This window comes from Bradyrhizobium sp. PRIMUS42 (assembly GCF_023006515.1).
Taxonomy (GTDB): domain Bacteria; phylum Pseudomonadota; class Alphaproteobacteria; order Rhizobiales; family Xanthobacteraceae; genus Bradyrhizobium.
In genome coordinates this window covers 1-22,681 of sequence record NZ_JALBGZ010000008.1, presented here as the reverse complement: position 1 = coordinate 22,681, position 22,681 = coordinate 1, and the positions used below count along the sequence as shown (strand labels likewise).

The 22,681-nt window shown below is 60.2% G+C and carries 18 protein-coding genes and 1 pseudogene; 3 read left to right on the top strand and 16 right to left on the bottom strand.

Annotation, left to right across the window (positions count from 1 at the left end; genetic code table 11):
* Positions 1–549 precede the first annotated feature (549 nt).
* Complete coding sequence (locus MOV75_RS02335; RefSeq protein ID WP_246917819.1) at positions 550–1,326, bottom strand: sensor histidine kinase; 777 nt, start codon at positions 1,324–1,326, stop codon at positions 550–552.
* A gap of 99 nt (positions 1,327–1,425) precedes the next feature.
* The gene (locus tag MOV75_RS02330; protein ID WP_246917816.1) at positions 1,426–1,809 is read right to left on the bottom strand and encodes a response regulator; all 384 of its coding nucleotides are present in this window, start codon (positions 1,807–1,809) and stop codon (positions 1,426–1,428) included.
* Positions 1,810–2,695: 886 nt separating this feature from the next.
* Here MOV75_RS02330 and MOV75_RS02325 point away from each other — a divergent pair.
* A complete protein-coding gene (locus MOV75_RS02325; protein WP_246917813.1) occupies positions 2,696–2,956 on the top strand; it encodes a DUF1488 domain-containing protein in 261 nt (86 codons plus the stop codon).
* Between the two features lie 92 nt (positions 2,957–3,048).
* On the opposite strand, the gene MOV75_RS02320 is transcribed toward MOV75_RS02325, so the two are convergent.
* The 12 genes and pseudogenes from MOV75_RS02320 to MOV75_RS02265 form a co-directional block, all read right to left on the bottom strand.
* Positions 3,049–3,429: a hypothetical protein gene (locus tag MOV75_RS02320; RefSeq protein WP_246917809.1), complete on the bottom strand. Its 381-nt coding sequence runs from the start codon at positions 3,427–3,429 to the stop codon at positions 3,049–3,051.
* Positions 3,430–4,317: 888 nt separating this feature from the next.
* Positions 4,318–4,442, bottom strand: a pseudogene (gene mraY, locus MOV75_RS02315) (phospho-N-acetylmuramoyl-pentapeptide-transferase); the annotation flags it as partial.
* A 241-nt stretch (positions 4,443–4,683) separates the two neighbouring features.
* Positions 4,684–5,289, bottom strand: coding sequence for a 2-hydroxychromene-2-carboxylate isomerase (locus MOV75_RS02310; protein WP_246917807.1), 606 nt, complete (start codon positions 5,287–5,289; stop codon positions 4,684–4,686).
* Positions 5,290–5,374: 85 nt separating this feature from the next.
* The gene (locus MOV75_RS02305) at positions 5,375–6,067 is read right to left on the bottom strand and encodes a glutathione binding-like protein (protein WP_246917805.1); all 693 of its coding nucleotides are present in this window, start codon (positions 6,065–6,067) and stop codon (positions 5,375–5,377) included.
* A gap of 10 nt (positions 6,068–6,077) precedes the next feature.
* Entirely contained in the window at positions 6,078–8,414 is a 2,337-nt protein-coding gene (locus tag MOV75_RS02300; protein ID WP_246917803.1) for a LamG domain-containing protein, read from the bottom strand.
* 61 nt (positions 8,415–8,475) lie between these two features.
* Positions 8,476–8,841 (bottom strand): hypothetical protein, encoded by a 366-nt coding sequence (locus MOV75_RS02295; protein ID WP_246917801.1) that lies wholly within the window; start codon positions 8,839–8,841, stop codon positions 8,476–8,478.
* Between the two features lie 81 nt (positions 8,842–8,922).
* Entirely contained in the window at positions 8,923–11,244 is a 2,322-nt protein-coding gene (locus tag MOV75_RS02290) for a LamG domain-containing protein (protein ID WP_246917799.1), read from the bottom strand.
* A gap of 69 nt (positions 11,245–11,313) precedes the next feature.
* Positions 11,314–12,963 (bottom strand): branched-chain amino acid ABC transporter permease, encoded by a 1,650-nt coding sequence (locus MOV75_RS02285; RefSeq protein ID WP_246917796.1) that lies wholly within the window; start codon positions 12,961–12,963, stop codon positions 11,314–11,316.
* A gap of 3 nt (positions 12,964–12,966) precedes the next feature.
* Positions 12,967–13,848: a branched-chain amino acid ABC transporter permease gene (locus MOV75_RS02280; RefSeq protein ID WP_246917794.1), complete on the bottom strand. Its 882-nt coding sequence runs from the start codon at positions 13,846–13,848 to the stop codon at positions 12,967–12,969.
* 3 nt (positions 13,849–13,851) lie between these two features.
* Positions 13,852–14,619: an ABC transporter ATP-binding protein gene (locus MOV75_RS02275; protein ID WP_246917792.1), complete on the bottom strand. Its 768-nt coding sequence runs from the start codon at positions 14,617–14,619 to the stop codon at positions 13,852–13,854.
* Complete coding sequence (locus MOV75_RS02270) at positions 14,616–15,392, bottom strand: ABC transporter ATP-binding protein (RefSeq protein ID WP_258719494.1); 777 nt, start codon at positions 15,390–15,392, stop codon at positions 14,616–14,618. The genes MOV75_RS02275 and MOV75_RS02270 overlap by 4 nt, the downstream gene beginning before the upstream one ends.
* On the bottom strand, positions 15,392–16,675 hold the full coding sequence (locus tag MOV75_RS02265) for an ABC transporter substrate-binding protein (protein WP_246917787.1): 1,284 nt from the start codon (positions 16,673–16,675) through the stop codon (positions 15,392–15,394). Before MOV75_RS02265 ends, MOV75_RS02270 begins: the two co-directional genes overlap by 1 nt.
* Before the next feature lie 638 nt (positions 16,676–17,313).
* Here MOV75_RS02265 and MOV75_RS42600 point away from each other — a divergent pair.
* Positions 17,314–18,351: a response regulator transcription factor gene (locus MOV75_RS42600; RefSeq protein WP_246917785.1), complete on the top strand. Its 1,038-nt coding sequence runs from the start codon at positions 17,314–17,316 to the stop codon at positions 18,349–18,351.
* A 15-nt stretch (positions 18,352–18,366) separates the two neighbouring features.
* On the opposite strand, the gene MOV75_RS02255 is transcribed toward MOV75_RS42600, so the two are convergent.
* Positions 18,367–19,524, bottom strand: coding sequence for an MFS transporter (locus MOV75_RS02255; protein WP_246917783.1), 1,158 nt, complete (start codon positions 19,522–19,524; stop codon positions 18,367–18,369).
* A 100-nt stretch (positions 19,525–19,624) separates the two neighbouring features.
* Positions 19,625–21,583: a primary-amine oxidase gene (locus tag MOV75_RS02250; protein ID WP_246917780.1), complete on the bottom strand. Its 1,959-nt coding sequence runs from the start codon at positions 21,581–21,583 to the stop codon at positions 19,625–19,627.
* Positions 21,584–21,835: 252 nt separating this feature from the next.
* Between MOV75_RS02250 and MOV75_RS02245 the strand changes: the two genes are divergently transcribed.
* The coding region (locus MOV75_RS02245) for an AMP-binding protein (RefSeq protein WP_246917778.1) at positions 21,836–22,681 on the top strand (846 nt) is incomplete at its 3' end.

The window sequence follows — 22,681 nt, the reverse complement described above, 5'->3', positions numbered from 1 at the left end:
ACTGGTCAATATTGCTCACATTGCAAATATTGCCGGAGACGAGGAGTCGTTCGCTTTGCAGCTCGACGGGCATGGCTGCTTCGGGGTGGCAGCGGATGGGGAGGTAGGTGGCGCGGCAATTGGGGGCGGCGTTGGTAACCCATTCCACAGGACTCGCTACGCCACTGTGACTTGGCTACCAGACCCGCGACTGTGGACCCGCTCTGCGTGAGGCTGCGGTGCTGGCTCCCGGGATTCCGCGTGGGTCACGCGAACGGCAAACTTGCCAGCTTTGCCTTTTGGCCAATGTCAGCCTCTCGGAAAGAAATGAGTCGCCGCCCCTTCTCGTCCCAAAAGACCCTCGGCACACATAAATCTCGTTCCCTAAAAAGCACAACGCCGCCGAGCCGAGTAATGCTTGGCGGCGTTGTGTCGGATCGGGAAATCGCAATCCGGCGGTACACATTTGTCCGCACACGCCGTGCCAATGTTCACCGCAAAAAGGACGGCTCCCAATGAGGGATGAAGAGAAAGACTGAACCACTCACGTGGCTACACATCGCGCGCGGGCTATGTCGGCGAGGAGCTCAGAGACGCTATCGGTACATCGAACGTGTACGAGAACCCCGTCGACGCATACGTTAGTTGCACGTCGCCCCGGAGCTGCTTGCCAAGCGTCTCGATCAGCCGCGTTCCGAAACTGCGCTTTACGGGCGGCTGGACCATTGGGCCGCTCTTCTCGGTCCAGGTCAGGTGCAAGCGCTGGGTCTGTCGGTCCATTGTCCAGACGAGGTCGACGCGCCCCTCCGGGACCGACAGGGCGCCAAACTTCGTGGTGTTCGTGCAAAGCTCGTTAAGCGTCATCGCGACAGCGATGACGGCAGCCGACGTCATCCGGATATCGGGTCCCGAGATCGAGAATTTCGACTCATCGGGATTGTCGAAGGCTTCGATGGCGCTACGGACGACCGTGCCAAGATCAGCGCTGGACCATCTTGCCTGCAAAAGAAGATCGTGCGCCCGGCCGAGCGCCAATAGCCGGCCCTCGATGGCCTGCTGTGCGTGCTCGGCCCCCTGTAAGCCGTGCAGGCTTTGGGAGACGATGGCGGCGACGGTCGCAAGGGTATTCTTGATGCGGTGGTGCAGCTCTTCAAGGATCAGATTCTGCAGCCTGTCGGCCGCCTCGCGCTCTCTGGCGTCGATACCGGCCTTGGCAAGCAGACTCCTCGTATTGATCTCCGCCTCCGCCAGGAGAAGCCGCAGGCTAACGTTCTCAGCCGCCAGAAAGTCCTGGTGCGATTCTGCGTCGCTGGGGGGCGGATCTGTGCGGAGATCGACTTCAAGCATTTGCAACTCTATCACCTTGGACTGGGTGCCGCACTCGATTTTGGGCGGAGCGTTCGCGTTGTGCGATTTTGGCGGCATCCGGCACCAAAACCACCAGCTTCAGGCGTGACCGATCATGCTGCGCATCTGGGCTATGATTTGCCAGGCTTGGAGTGGCTTGCCGAAAAATCTGCTGCACGGGGGAAGATCGATGCTCGCCGGGTTCAATTGCCCCGACATCAGGATGATCTTGATCACCGGCCAACGCTTATGCACGGTATGCGCAAGGCCCAGGCCGTCCATGCTGCCGGGCAACTGAATGTCGGTGCACATGAGCGCGATGTCGGATCTGGATTCCAGGATTGAGACGGCTTCGTCGGTATCCAGAGCTTCCACCGGCGCGTAGCCGGCGTCTTCCACCATGTTGACCGCGCGCATGCGGAGCATCATCTCGTCCTCTACGACGAGAACGACGGCCGGACTGCGTGAAATATCGAGCATCATTGGATGGGCCCCTCTACGGGAAACGGCTGTTGACTGGAACGAGCGATCGATCTGGGACAAGCATCTCGGTTCCCCTATGATCCATACCTAGGTGCTCTTTCCTCAGAATATCCGACCCGATCGGTGCGTGAATGGTGGAGCGGACGGGATGCAACTCTCAACTGTCATTCTGACGGCACGCCGGCCTTGCCGCCGAGATGCTCGAGCATCTCAGCAGCGTTCTCCAGGATTGTTGCCTTTTGCAGTGCCTCCCCGCGCTGATGTCCCGGCGGCATCTTGCGAGCTCTATTGAGGGCGTTTGCCGCCCTGATGTTCAGTTCAGAAGCTAACAAGGGTTTGACTCCCCTCATTGGCCCGAATGAGCCATTGGCTGGAGCTGACGGCGCTCGCCTGCCGGGAGGAACTACCACTGAATAAGCACTGCAGCAGCGATCAGCAGCACAAAAACGATCGGCAGCAATACGGGAGGTACCATCCACTCGCGAACACTGAACTTGGAGATATCTGACATTTGACCGCCTCTTGGCCGCGGCGGGAGCACAATGCTCTCAGTCACCGATAACAGCCGAGGGGCGCGCGGTGATGACTAAGATGTGGTGCCTATTCGCAGAATAGCGAGGGCCAAGCGCAACTTTCTTGCTGTCGTCAGCATCGAGCGGCATTGTAATACGCTTCCAGGATAACCATTTGAGGGTTCACGCAACTGAATCGCTCCAACATCCCGCCCTTCGCGTCAAGCTTCGGCCACGTCAGATGTTGTCAGCCTACCGCCTGCACGTCGACGTGAGCCGTCGCGGGACAGGATAAGCTAGGGGCATCCGAAATCATTCGATGCAAATCGTGCTAGGCACGAGTCTCGTGTACCGGCAACTGATCGGCCTCAACCATGATTGAGTTTCCAAATCACAGTCGTTCTTATGATCGCACGCGGCGTGCCGTGCGATTTTGGGGACACGACAGCGCTATCGAGGCGTCGTTTTTCATAAACGAAAGCGCGCTGAAGCGACTTCAACCAGATGCCAGCTACGATGAAGCGGGCTTTCTGAACGCGTTTGATTCCAATCGTGACTTGATCTGTGCCGCCGCTGCCAAGGTCTACAGCCGCGGTAGCAGGGGCTCTTACGATTTGGACGCCGCAAATTTTTGAACCGATTTCGCACTGCAATTCGGCCTGATCAGCGAAGACGCTCGACGAATAGCGAAACGTCGGCTTTTCGATGTGGTTGTCTGATGATCTGATCACCTGAAAAATCGCAGCTGGGCTGACACCAGGGTAGCGGCAGAGTCGAACCGAGACTGCACCCGATCATCTCTCTTGCCTCTTGGGAAAATGTCATGGACACACATTTTACGCTTACCTTCCTGTCGGGTGGAGGAATTGTCCTTCTCGCGTTTGCTGCGATTGGGGCGTTTTTGTTTACGGAACGGTTGCGAGGAGCGAACGCTTCTCGCTAGCGAGAAGTGGAGAAAAGTTGACGGCACCCCACTGCCCGCCGTTAGCGCTGCCGTCTTTCCGCCGGCGATGAACAGCCCCTCTCCGGCGCTCAGCATTTTCGCCTCGCCACCCAGCGAGACCTCGATCGATCCTGACATTTGGTAGAGGATGCCGTTGGCCGCCAAGACGCTGCTCCTCTCGTCCGGCCGAAAGAGTGATGCTCACCGTTTTGAAATGGAGCTGCACGTCTGTAACGTTTCCCGCCGTACCAAGTCGGATTGAAAGGCATCGCCGGTCAACACGCGCCGCGCGCGGCAAAAGCCAAAGATAAACCCGCCGGGCTGGTGAAAGCGCACGGAAAATGACGGACGACAAGACAAGCACCGATCGAAGTCTGTCTGTCGCTGAGCGAAAACTCTCAGGGGACACGAGGCACGAGCGGCCATGCGTATCATGAACCCGCTCAGAAGGCGTTCAATAAAAATCGGGTTCGGCTACGGGAAGAGGCGGCCGCGGGTCCGATGGTCGCTCCCGCACCCGAGCTGCCGGACCATATTCCGATCGAACGCGTCCTATTTTCCACCAGGATCCAGAACGCTCTCCGAGGAGCCCGACCTGAAAACCGTCGGTGAGGTGCGCGAGATATCGGACGAAGCCCTTACTAGCCTCCCCGATCTTGGAAGGCCGCTCTCCGATCTCCGCATAAAATTGGGCCTGCCGTCGACCGACGGAGTTAGACCAATAAAGCCCACCTAATTACGGCGATCGCAAAGCCTTCAGGCTATAGTACTTCACCTCCTCTTAAGGCGCCCGTTATGTGGCCAAGACGTTCCGGCGGCGCAAGGGCGGAGAAGAATGGGCGCTCGAGATGGAATATCGATCGCAACGGATCGTCCAAGCCACGCGTGGCGCGGAACGTTCGCACGTTTGGCGACCTGATCAAGGCAGCCACGCGCCCGAAGCCGCCTCGAATTGGCACCGTGATGCTCTCGACTGTTTTCATCTTGCATAAACCGGGCCGCATTAACGAGGCCCACAGCCACGCAATTGCATGGCGGGTTGGACTATCGTCATCAACGCTGTTTGAGTGTGGAGAGGCCGGGGAGCGCCAGCACCACGAAATGATCCAGAATCGGATCATGATCTGCAGCTCAGTCCACCCATTCTGCTGGAAATGATGGAGTAGCGGAGCCATCCGGGCGGCTCCAGAGGATCGTTCGATGCGCACGATCATCTTGGAGGCAGAGCGTTTGGTCATCGCTTTGAAGGCTTCGCGGAAATCCTCAAGACGGAAGATGCTGGCCACAATGGGAACAAGCTTCTTCTCGGTCAACCACCATCGGCGTAAAAGATCTCTGCTTCTGAGCCCGGACAGCATAACCACCTGCAAACTTGAGCATCAATCCTACGGCTTGAGAGCAATATTGCAGGGTCGAGCCCTACCCTGCCTTGCGGCGCTCCAACACTTCGCGGATCAAAGGCAGACGATCGTTGCCAAAATACATATCGGTTCTGTCAATGAAGATTGTCGGTGATCCGAAGCCGCCGCGTGCGATTACCTCGTCCGTGTTGAGCCTAAGCTGATTCCTGACCGCCTCTTCGTTGATGTTTCGAAAGAACTCCGCGGGATCGATCCTCACCTTCTTGCAAATGTTGGTCAGCACAGACTCCTGGGAGATATCTTTGTCCTCACCCCAATAGCTTTCGAACACTGCAGTTGCGAACGGGACCATCCCGTCGCTACCGAGCCAGACGCAGCCGCGCATCGCCCTTACGCTGTTTACCGGAAAGACCGTCGGTGGCATCTTAATCACAAGACCGGCCGAACGAGCGCAATCAGCGATATCTTTCAGCACGTACTGCGCTTTCGGCGCGATCGGATTTTCGCGCGAGGCATAAATGCTCGGATTGACCGCATTGAAGATGCCGCCAGCCAGCACGGGTCGCCACGAAAGCGGCTCGTCAAACTCCTTCGCCAATTTTTGAATGTTGTGGAAGGCGAGGTAGGTCCACGGACTTGAGCAGTCGAAGAAAAACTCGATCATCGATCGTTACACTCTCCATCTCTCCGGTACGCGATGCTGCGAGCCAGCATCTCCATTTTCAATCGCCAGAGGCCTCCATCACCGTTCATTCAGCGACGACCCTGGATGCGCCGAACATGATTCGCTCTGCTTCGTCGGAAAACGGCTCCTTCACGAATTTGCCGACCGCAAGGCCGGCTTGCACTTGCGGCCGTTCGCGAACTTCCGCATACCAGCGCTTGACGTTCGGATAGTCCTCGAGTGTGAAACCCTGCGCTTTATGAGTCATCGTCCACGGGAAGCAGGCCATGTCGGCTATCGTGTACTCGTCGCCAGCAACAAAGCGCCCGGTCTTGCCCAATTGAGCGTCAAGCACACCATACAGTCGCGTCGCCTCACGCTGATAGCGGTCAATCGCATACGGGATCTTCTCCGGCGCATAGAGACGGAAATGACCGTGCTGACCAAGCATCGGTCCAAGACCGCCCATCTGCCACATCACCCATTGTAAAACCCGGCTACGACCACGCACATCCACTGGCAGAAAGCGTCCCGTCTTCTCGGCCAGGTAGATCAGGATGGCACCCGTCTCGAATACAGAGATAGGCTCGCCGCGGTCCGACGCGCGATCAACGATCGCTGGAATACGATTGTTCGGGCTGATAGCGAGAAACTCTGGCCTGAACTGTTCACCGGCGCGAATATCGATTGGGACGACGCTATACGGTAGCCCGAGTTCCTCCAGCAGAATCGAGATCTTCCAACCATTGGGCGTTGGCGCGTAGTGCAAGTCAATCATTGCAACCTTCCTACGGAGCTACTCGTTCGAGCCCCGCTGTAGTCTCCCTAGGTTTGATCGAGCCAGGCAATGGACCCGGCTTGACGAACGCGTCCACCACATTGCTCAGGAGCTGCGAGACGTTGTTCTCGAAGCCGTTGATAGGGAGGGCGCTTCCGAATGCGATGGATCCGGTTGCAAACACCGCCCCGTTATTCGGCGCCTCGAAATACAGCATGTCGGCCCGCAGGATGTAGTTGTGCGTCCCGCTGAAGCCCTGATGCGCGTGCGCACCCTCCTCGTCATGGGCGATGTAGTTGTCGGGGTGACCACCCGAGGATGCGATGATCTTCGTGTTGGGCGGCGTGCCGAACCCCAGCTTGTAGCAGTCGATCTCGATGCCCGCCGCTCCCCCATTACCGAGGCCGAAATCACCGATGATCTCGCCCTCGATCCCGTCGGTGATCCAGGCGAGCGCCGGATCGTAGCTGTCGGGCATTCGACGGTAGGGCTGGCTATGGGCGAAGCCCTCGCCCGCAAACGTGTTACCGACCAGCTTCTGCCCCCAGCGCTGAAAGCCGGTCCAGATTCCGCACATCTGCCCCGTCGTGGCGAGGTAGTACTCGCCGGGCCGTGCCGCCCAGGCGATCCAGTGGCCACCGGTCTTGCGGCACTCCATGATCCACGGCTCGTCGTCGCGAAATGCCACATTGCAGCAGAAGCTGTTCGCGCCCATGCAGATGAAGCGTCCGCCGCCTGCGATGTAATCTTCGTGTGCGTCGAGCATTCGCTCGGAATGATATTCTGGATGTGTGGAATTGAGAATGCACGCATAGGGGGCCATTGCGGCCACACCCTCAAGATGCACATCTTCATCGGTCAGGACATCATAATCGTAGCCCTTGTGCTCGAGCCACGCCAGGATCGAGAGATCAGCCGGGAAATTCCAAGGCAGATCGAACGCGGAGATCCGGTATTTCGGCCGCATGTTCACCAGCGGGCGGCGATAGCTCGAATAGCAGATGCCTGCACCATCTGCATGCGAGTCGTAGCAACCGCCGCCGAATTCCGGATTTTCGTAGATCTCAATGTCGACCTCGGAGATCGTCGGCGGTTGACCGGCCATTGGCTGCACGATCTGGCCGTCCGTCGCGAAGCGCTCGTTGGCATAAGCGATATAAGTCGCGGTGGAAAACAGCAGAGCGATGCGTCCGGTCGGCACGCGCGGCCGGACGAAGAAGACGATGTACTCTTCGGCCAGGCCCTTGCCGTCCCCGCCGCGTACCCTCATCGCGTAGGCGCCGCTGCGCAGCGTTTCGGGCAACTGGAGCGCTCTTGTGACTTTCCAGTTGCTGTCGATCATCGCGTCGGCATGGAATTCTACGCCACCGTATTCGTGCGGGGCGAGACGGAAACAGTCGTTACGGCCGTTCCAGTTGTAGCCGGTCTGCGCGCGTACCGGCCTGTTATAGCCGATCGCATCGAGGCGATTTGGTCCGATGTCGACCACGACGTCGCCGATGCCGTGGTCGGTGTAACCCTTCGTGGTGTCCCAGTATGCCACCATGCCGTCCGATGGGGGCCGCCCGCCCGAGCGGATCGCATCGAGTTCCTCGCGCCCCAGCGGACGATCGAAGATACCACAACGATCGATCTTCCCGCAGTAGAGCTGTGACACGAAATGTCCGCGCAGTGCGTGCCAGTCGCGCGAGCCGGCCACCAGGAAAGGCGTATCGGGCAGATTGTTCTGCCTGAACCGAAACACCTCCGACACGTGCGAGCGATATTCGACCGGCGCAACCTTGCTGAGCAGGCTGTTATAGCGGTTCACGACCCCTTCCTGGTAGAGGGTGGCGCGACCGCTTCGCGCATCGAAGGTGGCTGCGACAAAATACCAGGCCTGCTTCTGCAAGGGCAGCTCTGCCTGCAGATAGTCGATCTCGCCTCCACGACCGATCCAGAACTCCAGCCTTCCGCTCGGATTGATCCCGAGGCCGTAGCCGTGATTCCTGTCATTGTCCCAGCGCCCCAGCAGGCATTGCCGATGCCCGACATCGGGCCATGTTGGCCAGATGAATGCACACAGCGTTACGCTGCCGTCGACCGCGAGCTTGCGATCGGGGTCGGTCACCTGGAGGAAGGCACCGACCTGCGTGAACTGTTTCTCGACTTGCCAGGTGCCGTTGGCGGCGCAGTCGATTTCTTCCTCGATGAATCCCGGACCATCCGGATGTTCGTCGCCATGGATCAGACGCACGAGATGGGCTTCAGCGGTAGACGTGCCATCGGCACTGACATGAAACTGTATGGTATCGCCCGGCTTCACCGAGATCTTGTCTGCGTAGCCGAATATCTTGATCTGCGCCATGATGCGGAGTTTCCAATCGGAAAGGCCGGACAAGGCGCCCTGCCCTGTCCAACGTGTTGCTCTAGGTTTCGAGAAGGTCGCGGATGCAGCGCAAGAATAGGCCGTGACAGGCGTCGTTCGCCGACGTGTAGATGGCCGTATCAATGACACGGGGTGGAACTCCCCGACGCCCCGACAGCTTGACCACCTGATAACGGCGAAACGGCTCGATGGCCCTGACCGCATATCTTTCGTCGAGCGGTCGTTGACGGAAATAGATCAACAGTCGCCCGAGGCGTTCGCTGTGCTGTCCCACCGGCGACCGCCGGTGCTCCTCGATCAACTCGGGAGTCACGAGTGTCCGCAAGAACTCGCGGCGGAAGCCGTCGAACCGATCTCGGACGATGATGTCACGGTCCTGGGACCTGTCATATTCGAGAGGCAGCATTCTCAACTCTCCAGAACTGCAAATGCCTGACGTGAAGCGTGTCGGCCGGGCGCACCCGCACGCCATCCTGCGACGGCTGTTTCATGCCCACTGCTTTTCCTCATTGACCCAGGCGAACCCGGGCAACCTGCCGGCCCCCACGAACGCTTCCACGACATTTGTGAGCACGCGGGATGCGCTGTTTTTGAAGTTGCTGACCGGCAGCGATTGCGCGAATGCGGCCGAGCCGCATGCAAACACGGCTCCGCCATTGGGCGCTGTGAAGTAAGTCAAGTCGGCGTGAACGCGCCAGTCATACGATCCATAGAGACCGAGGTATGAATAAAGGACAAGCTGCTGGTTCACGACATAGCTGTCTGTGTGGCCCCCCGACGATGCGATGATCCTGGTGTGCGGCGGCGTACCTAGGGCGCGGTCGTAATAGTCGAGTGCGAGCCCCGCAGCGCCGTTGTTGGCGAGGCCGAAGTCGCCGATGATCTCGCCATCGACCCCTTCTGTGATCCAGGACACGGTGCGGTGATAACTGTCCGGCATCCGTCGGTATGGTTCGCTTCTTCCGCCGCCCGAGCTGCTCAGGCCTATCCCGACCAGCTTCTGGGTTGCCCGTCCGAGCACCTTCCAGGGACCACCACGCATCCCGTCTGTTGCCATGTAGTGCTCGCCGTAGCGTGATACCCACGGCTTGTAGCCGTCATCGCGACGCCGGCACTCCATGATCCATGGTTCGCCGTCGCGAATTGCCGCCGTCGCATTGAAACCGTTGCCGCCTGCATAGATGTAACGGCCGCCGTCGGCGATATAATCCTCGGTCGCATCCAGCATGCGCTCGGTGTAGTATTCCGGGCGCGTTCCGCTGATGACGCATGCGTATGGCGACAACGCCCCCAGCCCGTCGCGATGCAGGTCCTCGTCGGTCAGGACCTCATACTCGAAGTCGCTCTGGTCCAGCCATGCGATGACGGATAGATCTGCAGCCAATCCTGACGCGACATCGAGGCTCGGAATCCGGTATCTCGGCCGCATGTTCATAATCGGACGGTGATAGGAGCTGTAGCACACGCCGCCGCCGTCGGCGTGCATGTCGTATGTCGATAGCCCGAGATCGGCTCGCATATACATTTCGATGTCGATATCGGACAGCACAGCCGGCTGACCCGTTAAAGCCTCACGTTCCGGATGATCGAAGCTTAGGCGTTCGTTCGCATAGGCAAGATAGGTGAGCGTCGGAAACAGGAATGCAACGCGCGCCCGCGGCCTTTCCGGGCGCACGAAGAAGACGACATGCTCCTCGGTCAAGCTCTTTCCCCTGCGGGAGCGCAGCCTCATGGCATAACAGCCGCTTTTGAGACCGCGCGGCAGGGTCACGACCTTGGTCGCCTTCCAATTGCAGTCCGTCAGCGCGTCGGCATGAAACTCGATCCCCCCGAACTCGTGGGGAGCAAGACGGAAACAATCGGTGAAGCCTTCCCAATTCCAGCCGGTCTGACCGCGAACGGGCCGGTTGTATCCTCGGGCATTCAACTTGTGCCGACCGACGTCGATGACGAGATCACCGATGCCGCGGTCGGTGTACCCCGCGCTTGTATCCCAGTAAGCAACCAAGCTGTCCATCGCAGGGACGAGCCCACTCCTGATCGTGTCGAGCTCGGCGGCCTGCAGGGCCTGATCAAACGCGCCGCACCGGTCGATCTTGCCCCAATATAGCTCCGACACGCACGCACGCTTCTGAGCGTCGCAGCTACGCGATCCTGCCATCAAGAATGGAGTTGAGGCCAGATTGCCGGGCTTGCTCCGGAAGATCGCGGATGTGCGGGACTCGTAATCCACCAGCGCGACCTTGCCCAACAGGCCGTTGTACCTGTTGCCGACCCCGATCTGGTGCAAGGTTGCATGCCGAGTCTCGGCATCGAAGGTCGCGGCCACGAAATACCACATCTGCACTTGCAGTGGCACGTTGGCGGTCACGCTCTCGATCTCTTCACCGCGTCCGATCCAGAACTGCAGAAAGCCCTTTTCGTCGATGCCGATCCCGTAGCCCTGCTCTCTGTCGTCGTCCCATCGGCCGATAATGGTTTGGCGCTTTCCGGACGCGGGCCATGTCGGGTGAATGAAGGCGAACAGGGTGAAGCTGCTCGTGAAGGCCAGTCGCCCCTCGGGGTCTTCGACCTCGAGGAACGATCCCACCTGTGTGACTTGCGGCTCGACCTGCCACCCGCCATTCGCAGTGCACGGCACCTCCTGCTCGACGAAGCCTGGTCCCTTAGGGTCTTGATCGCCATGGATCAGGCGCACCAGTTGCGCCTCAGCCATGTCCGTCCCCTCGGCGCTGACATGAAACTCGATGGTCTCGCCCGGCTTGACCGAGATCCTGTCCGTGTAGCCAAAAAGTCTGACCGGTGTCACCACCAACTCCCTCGTTTGCAAGCCCAATATCCGCCGCGCCGGTTGGACACGGATACGTTCGTGATCCGATCAGGACTCCAGCAGGTCCTGGACGCGCCGCATGAAAACGCCGTGGCAGGCTTCATCGGGCGTCGAGTACATTCTGTCCTCGACCACGCGCGGCGCTACGCCGCGATGACCGGACAGCGCCACGATCCGGTACGCCTCGAAGCGTTCCACGGTGATGATCGCGTACTTCTCCACCTGGGGACGGGTGCGGAAATAGATCAGCAGCCGCTCGAGCGCCTCGCTGTGCTGCCCGTTGAGGGAATGGCGATGCTCCTCAATGATCTCCGGTGACACAAGCGTCTTGAGATGATCGCGAGTCATCTTGTCGTGGCGCCGCTGATAGATGACGCTCTTGTCCTCAGTCTCCGTCGCCTCCTCAGGCAGCATCTCGCCGCCTTTCACCGCCCGCGTCGAGCGCCGCTCGCTCTTCTTCTTGTCGCGCCACGTACGGAACTGCGCCTTGATCCCGAACAGGCCGTTGCGCAGGTAGAGCACCACCAGCAGCATGATGAGACCGATGATCATGAAGCGCGCCGGCCCCCACGTGTTCAGGACCTGGTCGAAGAACACGACGATCAAGGTACCGACCACCGCGCCTTCCGCACGTCCGACGCCGCCGATCACCAGCATGGCGAGCCCGAGCAAGACGGTATCGAAGTTGAAGATCGAGAACGCCACGCCGCCAAAATTCGAGGTGTAGAATCCGCCGATGAAGCCCAGCGCCGCCGACGAGATGAGGAATACCCAGACGCGCGCCTGGCGAAAGTTCACGCCGGTCGCCTCAGCGAAGGCCTCGCGCTTTTCGGGCGCCATACGGAGAATGCGTCCAAGTCTGCGGCCGTTGACGAACCGATAGAGCAACAACGCGAGCAGCATCAGGCCAAAGCAGGCGTAATACGCCAGCAGCAGCTGACCGAGCTGCGACCAGTCTTCCGGTATATAGGTCCGCGCGCCATATAGGCCACCATTTGCGGATCCGAACTCCTTCGAGGTCAAAAAGTAGACCCGGCAGAGCTCGTTGAGCCCAAGGGTGAGAAGCGCATAGTAGAATCCGTCGAGCCGCGTGGCCGGCAGGGCGATGATCCCGCCGAAGACGAGCCCCACCAGTGCGCCGATCGGCGGCAGCAGCCACCAGGGCACGGCAAACTTGACCGCAAGCAGAGCCGTAGCGAACGCGGCGGTCCCGACCACTGCATAAGTGGCGAGCGAAAAGACGCCCGCAGTGCCCATGATGAGCATCCAGCACAGGCTGATGGCCGAATAAATGCCGAACGTGGCTCCCGCCGTCAGCAGCGTGTTCTGCAGGTCCCCGGGCGTGAATAGAGGAGCGATCGCCAGCGCAAGAAGCCCCAACATCCACCAGATGGGCCGCTTGTCGACGATCGTCTTCTCGGCGCGCAACGTCTTGGGATTGTAATCTCCGCGCACGCGAAGCACCCGGCGGCGCGTCGGCCAGTAGCGAAGTCGATTCCACATCGTTTCGCCATGCCCCGGCCACTTGTAGTAATAGCGCAGGCGGCCGACCGGCTTCAGCTCCGTTCTCGACTGGTGCGTATTTTCCCAGACCTCCTGATGGCTCAGGAACGGAATGGTCGGAAGCTCTTCGACGTCGCGCTTGCCGCCCCATACGAAGAGCGGATTGCGCCATTTGATGCCGCCATCAATGGACATGGCTCAGGCCTCCCTCGCCTTGTCGAGCAGCCCGGCGATGCCGCGCGGACGGACCAAGAGAATGACGATGATCACGACGAACTGGGTGATGAGAACATAGCGGCCGCCAATCGACATGCCTGTCACCGCCTCGTTAAGGCCGAGCACGACCGCGGCAATGACGGCGCCACGGACGCTGCCAAGCCCGCCGCAAAGCGCAATGCTGACGCCCTTGATCATCGGCATCAGCCCGCCGAACGGTGAGATGTAGTAGGTCTGGGAGAGCAGAACCGCCGCGAGGCCTGCCAATCCGCCGGTGATGCCCATGACGTAGAAGGAGGTTCGCCGAACGCCGATGCCGACGATGGATGCCGCATGAGGATTCATCATCATGGCTCGTATTTCGAGGCCTCGGCGGCTCGATTGCATCCATCTGAGAACGACCGCCAATATCAGAATGGAAGTCACTACGTTCCCGATCTTATCCGCCGTGAAGACCGCGCCCGATAAGGATACCGACCAGTTGCCGAAGATCTCCGGCAGATTCTTCGACCGCGGACCGAACCACCAGAGCAGGAATTGCGTACCGATTAGATTGATCGCGAGCGTCGCAATGAGACCCCGGATGGTGAAATTCGGCTTGTCGTGGATCGGTATGAACCCGATCGCACAAATGACTACACCCCCGAGCGCGCCGGAGAGGATGCCCGCGGCCAGCACTGCCGGCCCCCAGGTGGAGACATGCTGAGCGAACAGCCAGGCGCCATAACCAGCGAATGCGAATATGAAGCCATAGGAGAGGTTGAGCAGGCCGAGGCTCGACCACGTGATCGAAATTCCGATCGCGAGCGTGCCGTAGATGCACGCAAGGATGATGGTGTTGCTGACGATGAACCAGATATCCACGCTTTAAGCCTTTCGATAAGCGTTCAACGCGAGAGCCGCCGAGGCCTCACCCTTGAGCTTGCCGACGTGCATCCCGATGACACGATCGACCCGTCCCTCCAGCAGCGCGACGTTCTGCTCCGCAATGATCATGGCGGCATTTCCGAGTTCGACCGCCATCAACGCGTTGATCACGCTCTTGCCGATCTTGGGCGCCAGCCCTAGCGATGGCTCGTCTACAAGGAAGAGCGACGCATCGGTCATCAGGCCTCGGCCGATCGACACCATGCGCCGTTCGCCGCCCGACAGGCGCCCGACGGGTACGTCCATCAGCTTCCGCAACGGTGGAAATATCTCCAGGATGCGGAGCTTACGGGCGCCACGATCGCGCCAGGCCGCCGCAGTGTAGGCCCCGGAATCGAGATGCTCCTCGACCGTCAGGCCGTGGAAGATCTCGTCGCCTTGCGGAATCAACGCCAATCCCGCGCGCACGATCTCGTGGGTGTAGCGTCCTGGCCCCTGGCTCCTCGTGCGACCAACCTCCCTGCCGTTCAGCTTGATCGAGCCGCGCTGCCAGCCCGTGAGTCCGGCGATTGCGTAGAACAAAGTCGACTTGCCGTGGCCGTTCAGGCCGACGATTCCGATCCGCTCTCCGCACTGAACGACGAGATCGAGATCGTGGATGACCCGAACCGGCCCATAGCCGGCGGACAATCCTTTGACGTTTAGGACCTCGCGCTGCGGCTGACGCGCCGGACTGCCCGGCAAATGGCTGCTTACGGAAATATTCATCCCTCGGCCTCTTCGCTGAAATCCTCGAAGTAGGCCGCGTGCACCTTCGGATCCGCCATGACTTCGTCCATCAGCCCCTCGGAGATGACCTCCCCGGCATCCATCACCAGAATGCGATCGGCGATCGTTCCCAGGAGCTCGATGCGGTGCTCGACGATCAGGATCGCGATGTTCATTTCCTTGGCGAGGATGCGCAGCAACGTGTCGATCTCGTCGACTTCCGAATTGATCAGGCCCGCCGCCGGCTCATCCAGCAGCAACAACGACGGCCGACGCATCAGCAGGCAAGCCAGCAGCAATTTGCGCCGGTTGAAGGTCTCGAGCTGCGTCGCCGAAATGTCTTCGCTGATTTTCAGACCGACGAGGTCAGCGCCATACTCGGCATCGAATTTGGTGAGGAATGGCCAATAGGCCTGGCGCGCCGCCTTGAACGTCTCGCCAACGGTCAACTCGTCAGGAACGACCGGCGTCTGGAATGTGCGGCCGATCCCCAAGCGCGAGCGGGAATACAACGGCAAGCCCGTAACATTCGCACCCTTGAACCACACCGAGCCACTCTTCGGAGGCATCCGCCCGGACAGGATTTCAAACAGGCTGGTCTTGCCCGCGCCGTTCGGTCCGATGATGCCCAGCACTTCCCCGGCTTCGACCTGCAAGTTGATATCGCGGAGGATCTCGCGCCCCCCGAGATCGAGCGCGATGCCGCTGCAAGAGAACAGGACGGGCTTTCCGCCCTGTTCAGCCGTAACGTTTCGGGAGAGTTGTCTGAGCATTAGCTCCACCACGGTGCGGAGATCAGCTTCGTTTCCGAAACCGGACCGGGATAGACGATCTTGTGCGCGCCACCCTGGATCTGGACGTAGAGTTGCGCGACGCCGGCCTCGAGCTTGCGAGCCTGCAATTCGTCGCCTCCATTGTCGGGGAAATGGAGTGCCTCCTGATATGGGTTGCCCATATCGACGTAGCCGCAAACGCCGCGCTGCGGGTTAGCCCGGATCCAGTCGCAGACCTCGCCGAACTTTCGGGGATCGCCGACCGCTTCCCAGGCTTTCTTGAGGTAATAGGTCTGATCGTACGCAATGCCGGTATAGGCGAGCCCCGCGATGCCGGGGAAACGCTTCTTGTACTTCTCCCTGTAGGCGAGACCTCTCTCGTCACCATAAATGCCCATGGTCGTGCCCCAGACGAATCCGTTCGCCGCCGACCCGGCTAGCTCGAGGAATTCCGGTTGCGACGGACCGTACTGGAGATAGACGAGCGAGTCGCGCACCGGGCTTGCCATGAACTGCTTGCAGAAAGCGGCGTATTCAGCGGCCACCCAATGGTCAACCATGATCGCGGCGGCATCGACTTCCTTCATCTCGCGAATGACCGGCGCCCAGTCCTGCACGGGATATTGGATATCGGTGATCCGGGCGACTTCGAACTTGCCGCGCCGCTTGATCTCTTCCTGGGCGGCACGCGATATCGTTTGGCAATAGCCGATCTGCTCCTGAATGATATGAACCTTGCGGTTCTTCGGCTTCCAGACGCCCCGCTGCTCCTCGTCCTCAAGCCAGAGTGCGTAGTTCCATCCGTAGTTCACTTCGGATGGACAGAACTGGAAGATGTGGCTGTATTTATCCGGCTGCGCTTTGACGGCAGAGGTGCCGGCGCGCTGCGCGTTGCCGTTGATGTAGGGGCATTTGTACTTCACGGTCGCGTCCATTGCCGGCAACGGGACCAGCGTAAAGGCAAAGGAGATCGCGTCGACCTTGGCGTCCACGCAGGCGGCAAGCGCCTGCTTGGAGGATTCCGGCGACAGAACATTCATGTCCGTCGTGAACAGCTTCAGCGGCCTGCCAAGGATGCCGCCAGCGGCGTTGATCTCCTCCATAGCCAGCGTCGTACCGTTCAGAAAGTCCTGATGATCCGCAACGCCGGCAGCTGCGGTTTGGCAGTAAGGAACGCCAAGAATGATCGGCTGGGCGGCAGATGCTGTCCGTCCAACGAATGGTGCGGCGACGGCCGCGCCGATGCCCGCGGTCACTGAACGTCTGGTGAGTTGGGAAACCATCTGAGCAACCTCTCCTGCAATCGAGCGCGCAAGTCCTCGGCACCGCGACGGGGACCCGGCCGGATTTCCTGTTGGGCTAAGACGGCGCGGTCAGGCGACGTCGAGTGATAGCGGGCCTCGTTCCGCATCCCACAGCCTGGGACGGTGGATCCGGCCGAACCGCATGGATCAGAGCCTCCATTTTCTGCCGATTTTCAGCAATACGTCAGCTGACCGATTTTGGAGCCGGTCCGGCGCGGAGCGATCCAGAACTACGGTGCGGGCGCGAACAGGGCTCGGGTGGCCAGCTGCGCAGCAAGCCAAGCCCAGATTTTCATCAGTCGAGAGCGCTGCAGGCCTCTTGCGTCAGAATTGCTGGCCCTGAATGAGGCGAAGTGTGACACTGCTTTGACTAAAGGAGCGATCGCCTCTAACATGCAATTGCAGCTTTCACCTCGGCTGACTTCGATCCAGGACGGTCGGGATCAGCAGAGCGAATGGCCACTGTCGCGATGTGACATCTCGATTGGTTGGCGCGGTCCTTGCTCTTGGACCGCGGAGGTCTCCGCAATACCGCCGGGCTAACGGACTGTTAGCGGCCAAGAAGAAGATTCGATCACGAACCGTCGGCAAGATCTTTCACGAGCTGGAGGCTCACCGTGAAATCGGCAGCGATCGACCATACGATTTCAGCAACCCTACGGCTCGACACACCGGCGGCAGCCCTGAATGATCAGATCATCGATCAGGCGACGCAGGTGACCCGTTTGTTACGCGAGTTCGTGAGGAGCGAGGCGATCGCGCTGGTCGCGATGGATCCGAGTTCTCGAACCCATCGCACTCTGGCCGCCGACGGGTACACGGACAGAACAATGTCCTACGTGCTCGACGGATTCCCTAACTCGTGCCCGGCCTACGCCATCGCGCGCGAGAAGGACACGCACTCGATGCGCTGGCGAGACTTCAAGCGCAACTGGAATCTCTATCTGCCGGACACGTTCACCGCTCAGGAATACCTGATCCCGGATGGATTCAAGGAAGGCTCGACGATGTGCTTGCGCGTCGCGGATGGCCGCTACATCGGGGCAATCCACATGAGCTGGTCCAAAGAAGCGCACGCAAAGGACGAGCACCGCGAGATGACGGAGCGCTTCCGCCCGATTCTGCTGAACATCTGCGATCAGCTCAGGACGCCACAGCTTCTGGCCGACGAGCTGGCGCCAGGCTCCTACGCGATCGCCGTCTCGCCGAACGGCTTTGCATTTCACCTCCCCAATCGCAGTCCGGGGCCACATCTCGGCGAGGGCGGAGAGCTTCGCCGGCTCGTGCTGGAGAAGGCGAAGTCCGCCAGAGCTCAACGGTTTGTCTGGCCGGACGAGGCCGGCCGCTGCCACCAGGTCACGGTCACCCCCTGCCGCGGAAATATCCTCCTCATCACTGAGCAATGCATTCGCTGGCCGTATAATCTCTCGCTCCGGGAGATTCAGATCCTGCATCTCGTGACCAGCGGCGCTTCAAATCCCAACATCGCCGAGCAACTCTTCGTGTCGCCCCGCACGGTCTCCACGCATATCGAGCACATCCTCGCAAAGATGAGCTGCGACTCGCGCACGCGACTGGCGGCACTTGCGGTGTCCGAAGGACTGCTGCTGGCGGAGTCCCCTTCCCGACGATCTCGGAACCTCGCCGGCCATTGACCGGCCGCGACGACGTCAACCGGAAGGCGCGTCTTGCGTGGGCGCGTCCTTCAGAAGCAGCACGAGCCCCGCGGCCACGAGGCAGGCAAGGCCAACGCAGGCAAATCCGACCGCATAGACTGCGAGGCCAAGGGCTCCGACCCCAGCAGAGGTAATGGTGGCCCCTGCCAGGTGAGCTACCGTCATCCAACCCATCGCTCCGCCGACGCGGTGCCTGCCGAGATTTTCGGACATCAGCCTGACGAGCGCAGGGAACGTCAGTGCCGCATCGAGGCCATAGAGCGCGCCGAATCGGGCTAATTCGACAAGGCTGAAGCCGGTGAATGGAAGCCAGAGCAAGAGAAGCGCGCGGACCACGAAGTAGACCGCCAGCAGCGTTTGCGCGGGATAACGATCCGCCAGATATCCGCTGACCATGCTTCCGATCGCACCGCCGACCACAACGATGGCCAATACGTCGGCGCTGGATGAGAGGCTGAGACCCGCGCCCATGCAGAGCATTCCGAGCCGGCCGTCGATCAAGCCGGATGTCGAGGCGCCACAGATGCAGAAGATCGCGGCGAGGGCCCAGAACCGCCAGTTCTTCGCCTTTGCGTATCGGTTGGGCTTAAGATCTTGTGGAGTGGCTCCTCGTCCGGATACTGGGACAAGAGCGACTGCGAAGGCCGTGGCCAGCACGCCGACAGCAGCAGCCTGAAACACGAAGAACCAATCGAGCGCATCGACCGCGCGCGATGCCAGCAGCAGTCCCGCCGCCGATCCCAGCAACTGCATCGACGCCAGGAGGCCGAAGCGTGTGCCGCAATGCGCCGCACCGCCACGACACCCGATCATCGCACCCAGAAGGGAGGCACTCAGGGAGCCACTGAAACCAACGCCAAGCCCCCAAGCCACCGCGAGGTGCCATGGCGACGTCGCGCGCGTCGTCGATGCAAGCGATAGCGCAAGGAGAACCAGACTGGCGACCAGCGGCGATCGAATGCCCCATCGTTCGAGGCCATGCGCCGCGAACGGCGATGCGCATGCGGAGACTGCGATGCCGAGCGTAATTGGCCAAGCGACGTCGAAGCTTTGCCATCCCATGTCTCGCTGGATGGGGACGGCCAGTAACGCAGGGAGGACGCGCGCGGCCGAGCCTGCAAAGATCGCGAAAGCGACAATCGCAGGGGCCATCGACCTGGAGTGCGTTGCCCGTCCAACCGAGGAGAGGCGACCGGCCCACGATGCCGGTCGGACGAACTGCGATGCAACGGGTCCGGCGGCGAGCCGTGCCCTACTCGGCGGCCTGCGCATGACAACTCGCGGCGTTCCTGTCGGGCGCGAGATCGATGCCGGGATTGCGATCGAAAAAGCCGCTGGGCATCAGCTTGAAGCCGGTGAAGATGCAGGGTTGAACGGGAAAATCTTCGGGACGGACTTGATGGTGAAGACCGAAGACGTGCCAGAGCACGATATCGGTGTTCTCGATATTCCGGTTTTTCGCGACGAAATCGGCGACGCCACCACTGCCGTCCGAATGATTCATGTGTTCGCCAGCCGGATATCGCTCTTCGGGATCGAACGCCGTCACCCACAACTGGTTCTTGATGAAATTCGACCGCCTGCCCGACGGCGACTCCTGATGGATGAATGGCGTCACTGGATGGCTGGCCTCGAGCTTATAGCCCGTCGGCATGCCGACCCAATTCTTGCGATTGGGGTTTACAACCTTCCAGGCACGATGCGTGGCCGGGTTCACCTGGCGGCACCCGCCAAGCTCGGTCTTGAGAACCGTCTCCTCCTCGTAGAAGCCGTTGCCATAGGCATTGTCCGGTCCCCACGGATCGGCCCGCGTGTTGAGCTCGACGACACTGTTGTCGTCACCATCGATGTTCATGTCCAGGCGAGCACAGAATATATGCTGGTGGATATGACCGACAACGCCGGGGGCGACCTCCTTGCCGTATTTGCCGGGCTGGCCTGGATGGCAGGCGGCTGTGTTGATGATGCCGGTCGCCTTGAGCTCGAACTGGATCGAGCCGTCCGTATGGAAGTACCAGAACAGGCCATATTCGTAGTTGGCGACCGTCGCGATGCACGAAATAACCAGCCTGCGCGCCCGGCGCGACTCGACGTTATTGGACCGGAAATCCCAGTGCTTCCAGAGCAATCCCGCATCTTCCTCATGGATGCAGATGGCATTTTCGATTGTTGTGACGCTGCCATCCATGTTCGTGAGGTGAGCGTCGAGATATTCGATCGCACCAAGACAATCGCAGCCGAGCTTCAGTGAATTGGCCAGCTTGCCGATCCCGTACTCGCCGATGTCAAAGACGTTCTTGCGGAAATGCCCTTTGTCGGTCGTCCCATACGGCACGACCATTTCGACCAAGGACGCGCGATGGGCGATTGGTCGGCCGTCGCAACTGATATCGTGCAAGGTCAGACCTTCGCGGGAATTGAATCCAACCAAAACTGACCAGCGATCCCAAGTCAGCCGATGCCCGTCGAGCTTAAATGACACCCCTTCAGGCTGCACGATGTTGAGCGGCTTATACGGAGCTCGCGGGTTCTTGATAAACTCCGCTTCATAATTCACCTCGGCGGCTGGGATCGGAATGATCTCATGATCATCAACGCGGATGATTTCGTAGGTCTTGATATCCACAACCGCGTTGAGTCCACCGATAGGGTGCGCGTAGAGATTGTCGTTCTCTCGTAGACGCACCCACGCGAAAACGTGAGCCAAATAGCGACCGTCCTCCCCCGGAATGCCGAAATTTCCAGCCGACCAGGGATCGATGCAAACAAGCGACATGTCGTCGATGCCACGCTGCTTACAGGCAGCAATGAACCGGTGGTCTGCGCGCACGGCATCTTCGATAGCGGTAAACTGCTCGAGTTGGATCATTGGCTTGGCAATCGGGAGATGCCTCGATGAGAGCACCTTCTCATCCGTCAGCGACACCGTGAGACGCCAGATGCCGTCCTCCTTGACTTTGAAAAGATTGACGCGCGCTGCTCTCGGGATTGGATTCCCGCTCTTGTATTGACGGACGACTGACTTTTCAGGTTCGAGTAACTCGATAGTTTCGAACAGGAAATCTCGGCCGTACTGGGGATGGCTACGGACTACCTCCACAACTGTACGAATCTCTGCTGCGGTCAAAGGATCCAGAGGATGGCGCACCTCATCCACTTGCTCGCTTTTCGACGCGCAAGAGCAGGATGACTCGGAAGCGGCTTTGTCCATACGCAATTTCCCCAAAAGTACCGCCCGTGGCTTTAAAGCCCAGAGGCTTGTTCAGACATTTGCGATCGCTGTCCGGACCTGCCGGTCGCTCTGGATGGACCGGGGCCATCGCATCTCCATGCTTTCTTGCCCACATGCCCTACGCAATACGTCAGTTGACCGATTCAACCGATCCCACCGTGATGTTATGACGGCTGCCATTTTGCGGGCGATCTGCCCTATCAAACCGGTTCGTATGCAATAGGGAAAACCGTGCAGAACCCTTACGACGTCGGCCTTGACAAGAACCCAGCCAACTACGTGCCGCTGAGCCCGCTGAGCTTCCTCGCGCGCAGCGCCGCCGTCTATCCCGATCATGTCAGCACGGTCTATGAGGGGCGCAGCTTCACGTGGGCTGAGACCTATGAGCGCTGCAAGCGTTTTGCGTCCTGGCTCGCGCGCAAGGGCATCGGCGTCGGCGACACCGTTGCGGCGATGCTGCCGAACATCCCGGCGATGAACGAGGCGCATTTCGCCGTGCCCATGACGGGCGCCGTGCTCAACGCGCTGAACATCCGTCTCGATGCGCCCTCGATCGCGTTCCAGCTTGATCATGGCGGCGCGAAGATCATTCTGGTCGATCCCGAGTTTTCAGGCGTCATCACCGACGCGCTGGCGCAGATGACGGGGCCCAAGCCGCTGGTGGTCGACGTCGACGACGCCTCGTTCAAGGGCGGCGAGCGCATCGGCGAGATCGAATACGAAGCGGCGGTCGCGCAAGGCGATCCAGGCTTCACGGCGATCACGCCGAGCGACGAATGGGACGCCATCGCGCTGAGCTACACCTCAGGCACGACAGGCAATCCCAAGGGCGTCGTGACCCATCATCGCGGCGCCTATCTCAATGCCGTCAGCAATATCCTCGCCGGCAATCTCGGCCAGCATCCGGTCTATCTCTGGACGCTGCCGATGTTCCACTGCAACGGCTGGTGCTTTCCCTGGACCATTGCGGCGTCAGCCGGCATCAACGTCTGCCTGCGCAAGGTCGAGCCGACCAGAATCTTCGAGCTGATCAGGCAGCATGGCGTCACCCACATGTGCGGCGCGCCGATCGTCTAC